Below are 7,596 nucleotides of genomic sequence, written 5' to 3' on the forward strand. Positions count from 1 at the left end.
CGCAGCCGGTCCACCGGGTAGTCCGGGTCCAGTGGCAGGTAGGCGCCGCCGACCGCCTGGACGGCCAGCAGCCCGGTGACGAACGGCACGCCGGGCTCGGCGAACATCGCCACCACCGAACCGGCGCCCACCCCGGCGGCGGTCAACCGGGAGGCGGCCCCGGCGGTGCGGGCCAGCAGCTCGCGGTAGTTCACCCGCTCCCGGCCGTCGTACACCGCCACCGCGTCGGGGTGCGCGGCCGCGACGGCGCGCACCCGCTCGACCAGGCCCTGGTCCGGCTCGGCGGCGGCGTCCCAGGCGCCGAGCAGCCCGAGCGGCTCGCCGGTCGCGCCGAGGCCGACCTGGCCGAGCGGGCGGTCGGCGGGCATGGTGGCGAGGGTGCCCAGGAAGGTCGCGAACCGGGCCAGGTGGGTGGCGAGTTCGGCGGCGGTGTACAGCTCGGGGTTGCCGTCCAGGTGGAGCTCCACCGTGCCGTCGTCCGCGTTCAGGACCGTCATGATGAGGTCCTTGACGATGCCGGTGGAGAGGTTCACCACCACGCCCCGGCACTCCTCGCCGAAGGGCAGCTCCGGGTCCTGGTTGAGGACGTTGATGAACGGGCCGAAGGCGCGCTGGTCGTCGATCCGCAGGCCGATGTCGCGCCGGACCCGGTCACCGCGGTAGCGCTGGTGCTGCAGGGTGCCGGAGACCTCGCGCCAGGCCGCGCGCAGCAGCTCGGTGCGGGTCATCTCCGGGCGGACCCGGACGGCCAGCGGCAGGTAGTTGGCGAGCATGCCGGGGATCGAGCGGCTGACCGCGCCGACCCGGCCGGTGACCGGCAGGGTGAGCAGCGGCGCCGGGGCGCCGGTGACCCGCTGGGTGTAGGCGGCCATCGCGGCGACCATCAGCACCGGCAGGGTGACCTTGCCGTCCTGGGCGAGGGCGTGCAGCGCGGCGGTGGATTCCGGGGAGAGCCGGACGGTCTCGCGCAGTGCGACCCGCGCGGGGGCCGGCTCCTGCGCGGAGAGCGAGACCAGCTCGGGCGGCGCGCCGTGCTGCTCGGAGGTGAGCCGGTCGGTCCAGTAGTCGCGGTCCTTGCCGACCATCTTGGAGTCGAGGTACTTGCGTTCGGCGTCCAGCAGCCGGTGGAACGGCGGGATCGCGTCGGCGTCCAGCTCCGCCGGGGTGGCCCCCGCGCCCAGCCGGCCGTAGAGGCCGGAGAGCTTGGGGTAGATCAGCCCGCGGCTGAAGCCGTCCGCGAGGATGTGGTGCATGCACAGGTAGAGCAGGTGCCGCTCGGCGTCGAGCCGGATCAGCGCGCCGCGGAACAGCGGGAAGTCGGTGACCTTGATCGGGTCGGCGTGGTCCGCCCGCATCCACCGCCCGGCGGCCGCCAGCGGATCCGGATCGTCGCTGAAGTCCAGTGTTCTCAGGGGGAGTTGGGCCAGTGGGCGGATGATCTGCCCGGGCGCGCCGTCCTCCTCGACGAACTGCACCCGCAGGCCCTCGGCCTCGTGGCCCAGGCGTTGCAGGGCCCGGCCGAGCAACTCGGGGTCGAGCGGCCCGCGCAGGTCGATGTAGTCCGCCATGTTGTAGGCCAACGGCCCCGCGGCGAACTGCTCGTCGAACCAGATCTCGGCCTGCGCCGAGGTGAGCGGGAGGACAGCGCCCCGGTTCGTCGTCACTGCTTTGCTCTCCGTCATCGTCGCCTCAGCCAGCCTCGGAAACTCTCGACCCTCTGTCACTGCCGTCGTCGATCAGCCGGTCACCGGCTGCAGCCCGGCGAGCGGGCTCGCGTCGAGCCCCCGGTGCTCGATGCCGGGCAACAGGCCCTCCGGGCCGATCGAGTCGCGGACCCACTCGTCGTGGTAGACCGTGTCCAGGTAGCGCTCGCCCAGGTCGGGCGAGATGGTCACCGCGGTCACCCGCTCGCGCACGCCCCCGGCGCCGTCGCCGTGGTGCTCGTTCAGCCAGCGCAGTGCCCCGCTCACCGCGGTGCCGGTGGAGCCGCCGAACATGAAGCCGCCGCGCATCAGTTCGCGGCAGGTGCGCACGGTGTCCCGCTCCTCGACGTGGATCGGGGGGTCCACCAGCGAGTCGTCCAGCAGCGGCGGCCGCACGCTGGTGCCCAGGCCCGGGATGTGCCGGGTGGCCGGCGGGGTGCCGAAGGTGACCGACCCGACGCTGTCCACCGGGACCACCCGCACCGAGGGGCGCCGCTCGCGGAAGTACCGGGCGCAGCCCATCAGCGTGCCGGTGGTGCCGGCGCCGACGAACAGCACGCTCAGGTCCGGGAACTGACGGGCGATCGCGGGCGCCGTGGTGCGGTAGTGGGCCATCCAGTTGCCCGGGCTCAGGTACTGGTTGAGCCACACCCGCCGCTCGTCGGCGGCCAGCAGCGCCTGGACGTGCCGGATCCGCGCGCCGAGGAAACCCTCGGTCTCGTGCGGCTCGGTGATCAGGTGCACCTCGGTGCCGTACGACTCCATGGTGCGCCGGGTGACCTCGTTGCACCGGGAGTCGGTGACGCAGATGAACCGGTAGCCGCGGGCGGCCGCGAGCACGCTCAGCGCCACGCCCATGTTCCCCGAGGAGGACTCCACCAGCGTCGAGCCGGGGCCGAGCGCACCGGACGCCTCGGCCTGGGCCACCATTTCCCGGGCGGCTTTCAGCTTGATGGACCCGGCGAAGTTGAATCCTTCGACTTTCACGAAGAGACGGTGCCCGAAGATCGGCTGAAGATTCACGAAGAGGTCGCTGACCTCGAATTCGTGCGACGCGGAAATGACCGGCACTGGAGACTCCTGGCCTTCGGTGACGAATTAGCCTCGGCGGCAAGCCTCCCGCCGGTCGCTGACGAGGGGCTGACGGATTGCTGACGGGCCCCGCCGCGGGTGCGTCGGCGCAGTTCGGCGGCCAGATCGGGGCCGCTCGGCGGCGGGCGTCAGCCGTCCGTCAGTTGCCGGTCAGTTGCCCGTCAGCGCCATCGGAAAACGTTTGTTATTCCCGCACCCGCGAACCGCAGACGCACTGCCTGAACAGCACGACACAGGCCTTCCGTGAGGAGCCCGGTTTGAATCGGCCGTCCGCCATCAGTGAAGTCCTTCCGCTCTCGCCACTGCAACAGGGGCTGCTCTTTCTCTCGGAGTACGACCGCGAGGGCACGGACGTCTACACCATTCAGCTGGTGCTCGACTTCGAGGAGCTGACCGACGCCGAGGCCGCCGCGCTGCGCACCTCGGCGCGGGCGCTCCTGGAGCGGCACCCCAACCTCAAGGCCTGCTTCCGGCACCGCAAGAACGGCGAGGCGGTCCAGGTGATCCCGACCGCCGTCGCGCTGCCCTGGCACGAGGTGGAGGTGGCCGCCGCCGGAGCGGAGGCCGCCGGCGAGTTCGAGCGGCTGGCGGAGGAGGACCGGCTGCGCCGCTTCGACCTCGCCCGCCCCCCGCTGCACCGCCTCACCCTGGCCCGCGCCGGGGACGGCCGGTGCCGGCTGGTGTGGACCGTCCACCACATCCTGCTGGACGGCTGGTCGATGGTGACCCTGCTCGGCGAACTCGCCGAAGCCGCCCGGGGAACGGCCGACGCGCCGGACGGGCGCGCCGCCCGCTACCACGCCCACCTGGCCTGGCTCGGCGCCCAGGACAAGGAGGCCGCCCGGAAGGCCTGGAGCGCCGCCCTGGCCGGGGTGGCCGAGCCGACCCGGCTGGTGCCGGCCGGCCGTACAGGTGCTTCGGAGGGCGCGGGCGCGCTGCCGCAGTCCGTCCCGCTGGAGCTCGACCCCGAGGTGTCCGCCGCGCTGACCGGCTTCGCCCGGGAGCGCGGGCTGACCGTCAACTCCGTGGTGCAGGGATGCTGGGCGCTGCTGCTCGCCCGGCTGACCGGCCAGGACACCGTGCTGTTCGGCGCGGTCAGCTCCGGCCGCCCGGCCCAGATCCCGGACGTGGAACGGATGGTGGGCCTGTTCGCGAACACCCTGCCGGTCCGGGTGGACGTCGACCCGGCCCGCACCCCGGCCGAGCTGTTCGCCGCCGTCCAGCACGCGCAGACCGAGCTGCTGCCGCACGAGCACCTCACCCTCGCCGAGGTGCAGCAGCTGACCGCGGTGCGCGGCGAACTCTTCGACACCGCCCTGATGTTCCAGAACTACCCGATGGGCAGCCTGCGGCTCGACCCGGGAGACGGCCCCCGGGTGACCGGCGTCGACATCCGCTCGGCCACGCACTTCCCCGTCACCCTCACCGTCTTCCCCGGCGCCTCGTTCGGCCTCGCCGTCAACCACGTGCCCGCGCTGCTCGGCCGCGCCGAGGCCGAGCTGATCGGCCGCCGCTTCGCCCGGCTGCTGGCCGCCGCCGTGGCCGCTCCGGACGAGCCCTGCGGCCGACTGGACGTGCTGGACGCGGCCGAGCGGGCCCTGATCGTCGAGGGGCGCAACGCCACCGCGACCGCGCCACCCGGCCCCTGGCTCGCCCCGCTGCTGGCCGAACAGGCCGACCGCACCCCGGACGCGCCCGCCGTGCGCTGCGGCGACCAGCGCCTGACCTACCGCGAACTGCACGACCGCGCCGACGAGTTGGCCCGGCGGCTGACCGCCGCCGGGGCCGGCCCGGAGCGGGTGGTGGCGATCGCCCTGGACCGCTCCTGCGACCTCGTGGTGGCCGCCCTCGCCGTCCTCAGGACCGGCGCCGCCTACCTGCCGCTGGACCCGGACTACCCGGTGGACCGGCTGCGCTACATGCTCGACGACGCGGCCCCGGTGGTCACCCTCACCCACCGCCGGGTGCGCGAACTCCTCTCCGGACAGGACGGGTTGTGGGTCCTGGACGAACCGGAGGGCCTCCCCGCCGCGCTCGGGCAGTGCGCGGCGGGGATTCCGGATCACCACCACCCCGCGTACGTCATCTACACCTCCGGCTCCACCGGCCGCCCCAAGGGCGTGGTGGTGCCGCACGGCGCGCTGGTCAACCTGGTCCGGGACATGGCCGAGCGCTTCGCCGTCGGCCCCGCCGACCGGCTGCTCGCCGTCACCACCTTCGGCTTCGACATCGCCAACCTGGAGCTGTTCGTCCCGCTCGCCGGCGGTGCCGAACTCCTGGTCGCCGACCGCGAGACCGTCCGCGACCCGGCCGCCCTGGCCGACGCGATCACCGGCCTCGGCGTCACCGTCCTCCAGGCCACCCCGAGCCTGTGGCAGTCGCTGGCCGCCGACCACGCCCCCCGGCTGGCCGGCCTGCGCGCCCTGGTCGGCGGCGAGGCGCTGCCCGAGCCGCTGGCCCGCACCCTCACCGCGCACTGCGCCTCGGTGACCAACGTGTACGGCCCGACCGAGACCACCATCTGGTCCACCGCCGCCGAGCTGACCGACCGGCCCGGCCCGCCGCCGATCGGCGGCCCGATCGCCAACACCCGCGCCTACGTGCTGGACGGCGCGCTGCGCCCCGTTCCGGACGGCACCTTCGGGGACCTCTACCTCGCCGGCGGCGGCCTGGCCCGCGGCTACCTGAACCGCCCCGGCCTGACCGCCGAGCGCTTCGTCGCCGACCCGTACGGCCCGGCCGGGGGCCGGATGTACCGCACCGGCGACATCGTCCGCTGGGACACCGCCGGGCAGGCGCTGGAGTACGCCGGGCGCAGCGACTTCCAGGTCAAGATCCGCGGCTACCGGATCGAGCTGGGCGAGATCGAGTCGGTGCTGGCCGCGCAGCCCGGCGTCCGGCGGGCCGTCGTCACGGCCCGCACCGACCGGGCGGGGGACGCCCGCCTGGTCGCCTATGTCGTACCGGCAGGGATCGACCGCGACCGGTTGCGGGAGCGGGCGTCATCGGTGCTGCCCACGCACATGGTCCCTGCCGTGTACGTTCCCTTGGACGACCTGCCGCTGACCCCCAACGGCAAGGTCGACCGCAAGGCCCTGCCCGCCCCGCCGGACGAGCGGGCGGGCACCGGGCGCGAGCCGTCCGGGGAGCGCGAGGAACTGCTCTGCGCGGTGTTCGCCGAGGCCCTCGGGCTGGAGCGGGTCGGCGCGGACGACGACTTCTTCGAGCTCGGCGGGCACTCGCTGTCCGCGACCCGGGTGGTCAACCGGCTGCGCTCGGCGCTCGGCACGGACGTCCCGGTGCGGGCGCTGTTCGACGCCCGGACGGCCGAGGCGCTGGCCCGCGCCCTGGACCCGGAGGAGGCGCCGGCGGAGCCCGCCCCGGCCCGGCCCGCGCTGCGGGCCGTCGCCGAGCGGCCAGCCACCGTGCCGCTCTCCTACGCCCAGGAGCGGCTCTGGTTCCTGGACAAGATGGACGGCCCCACCGGCGCCTACAACATCCCGCTGGCCGTCCGGCTGACCGGCCCGCTGGACCGGGCCGCGCTGGCCGCCGCCGTCCGGGACGTGGTGCAGCGGCACGAGAGCCTGCGCACCGTCTTCGCCGAGGCCGACGGGCTGCCCTCGCAGCTGGTGCTGACCTCCGCCGAGGCGGAGCGGGCCGGCGCCCGGCTGGAGACGGTCGAGCTGACCGCCGAGGAGTTGGAGGGCGCGCTGGCCGAGGAGTCCGCCCGCCCCTTCACCCTCTCCTCCCAGGTGCCGCTGCGGGCCCGGCTGTTCGCCCTCGGCGCGGAGGACCACGCGCTGGCGCTGACCGTGCACCACATCGCCGCCGACGGCGCCTCCTTCGCCCCTCTCGCCCGCGACCTCGCCACCGCCTACCGGGCCCGCACGGAGGGCCGCGCGCCGGACTGGCCGCCGCTGCCGGTGCAGTACGCCGACCACGCGCTCTGGCAGCGCGCCCTGCTCGGCACCAAGGACGACCCGGACAGCCTCGCCGCCGCCGAACTCGCCCACTGGCGCGAGGCCCTGGCCGGCATCCCCGAGGAACTGGAGCTGCCCACCGACTTCCCGCGCCCGGCCCGCGCCGGCCACCGGGGCGCGGAGGTCGCCCACCAGGTGCCCGCCGAGGTCCACGCCCGGCTGGCCGAACTGGCCCGCTCCGGCGGGGCCAGCCTGTTCATGGCCGTCCAGGCCGGGCTCTCCGCCCTGCTCACCCGCCTCGGCGCGGGCACCGACATCCCGCTCGGCACCGCCGTGGCCGGGCGCGCGGACGAGGCCGTCCGCGAGCTGGTCGGCCTCTTCGTCAACACCCTGGTGCTGCGCACCGACACTTCCCCTCGCTCCGCTGGGGATACCCCTACCGGCGACCTGACCTTCCGCGAGCTGCTCGGGAGGGTCCGGGAGACCGACCTGACGGCCTACGCGCACGCCGAACTGCCCTTCGAGCACCTGGTCGAGGAGCTCAACCCGGTCCGCTCGATGGGCCGCCAGCCGCTGTTCCAGGTGGTCCTGGCCTTCGAGACCGGCTCCTTCGGCGGCGGGGCCGACCTGCCCCCGATGCCGGGCCTGACCGCCGAGGTGCTGCCCATCGGCACCGCCACCGCCAAGTTCGACCTGTCCTTCCAGGTCCGCGAGCGCACCGGCGCGGACGGCGCCCCCGCCGGGCTGGACATCCTGCTGGAGTACCGCGAGGACCTCTTCACCGCCGCCACCGCGCACCGGCTGGCCCGCTCGCTGGCCACCCTGCTGGCCTCCGCCGCCGACGCCCCGGACGCCCCGCTCAGCGCCCTGGAGCTGCTGAC

3 protein-coding genes are annotated in these 7,596 nt (G+C 74.6%); 1 reads left to right on the forward strand and 2 read right to left on the reverse strand.

Going from position 1 to position 7,596, the window contains the following annotated elements:
* On the reverse strand, positions 1–1,664 hold a 1,664-nt coding region (locus tag J0670_RS24080), incomplete at its 3' end, for a condensation domain-containing protein (protein WP_207813740.1).
* A gap of 72 nt (positions 1,665–1,736) precedes the next feature.
* Positions 1,737–2,774: a 2,3-diaminopropionate biosynthesis protein SbnA gene (gene sbnA / locus J0670_RS24085; RefSeq protein ID WP_207813741.1), complete on the reverse strand. Its 1,038-nt coding sequence runs from the start codon at positions 2,772–2,774 to the stop codon at positions 1,737–1,739.
* Positions 2,775–3,052: 278 nt separating this feature from the next.
* On the opposite strand from sbnA, the gene J0670_RS24090 reads away from it, so the two are divergent.
* A partial coding sequence (locus tag J0670_RS24090) for a non-ribosomal peptide synthetase (protein ID WP_207813742.1) occupies positions 3,053–7,596 on the forward strand: 4,544 nt, incomplete at its 3' end.

The sequence above is a fragment of the Streptomyces sp. FH025 genome (assembly GCF_017427025.1).
Taxonomy (GTDB): domain Bacteria; phylum Actinomycetota; class Actinomycetes; order Streptomycetales; family Streptomycetaceae; genus Kitasatospora.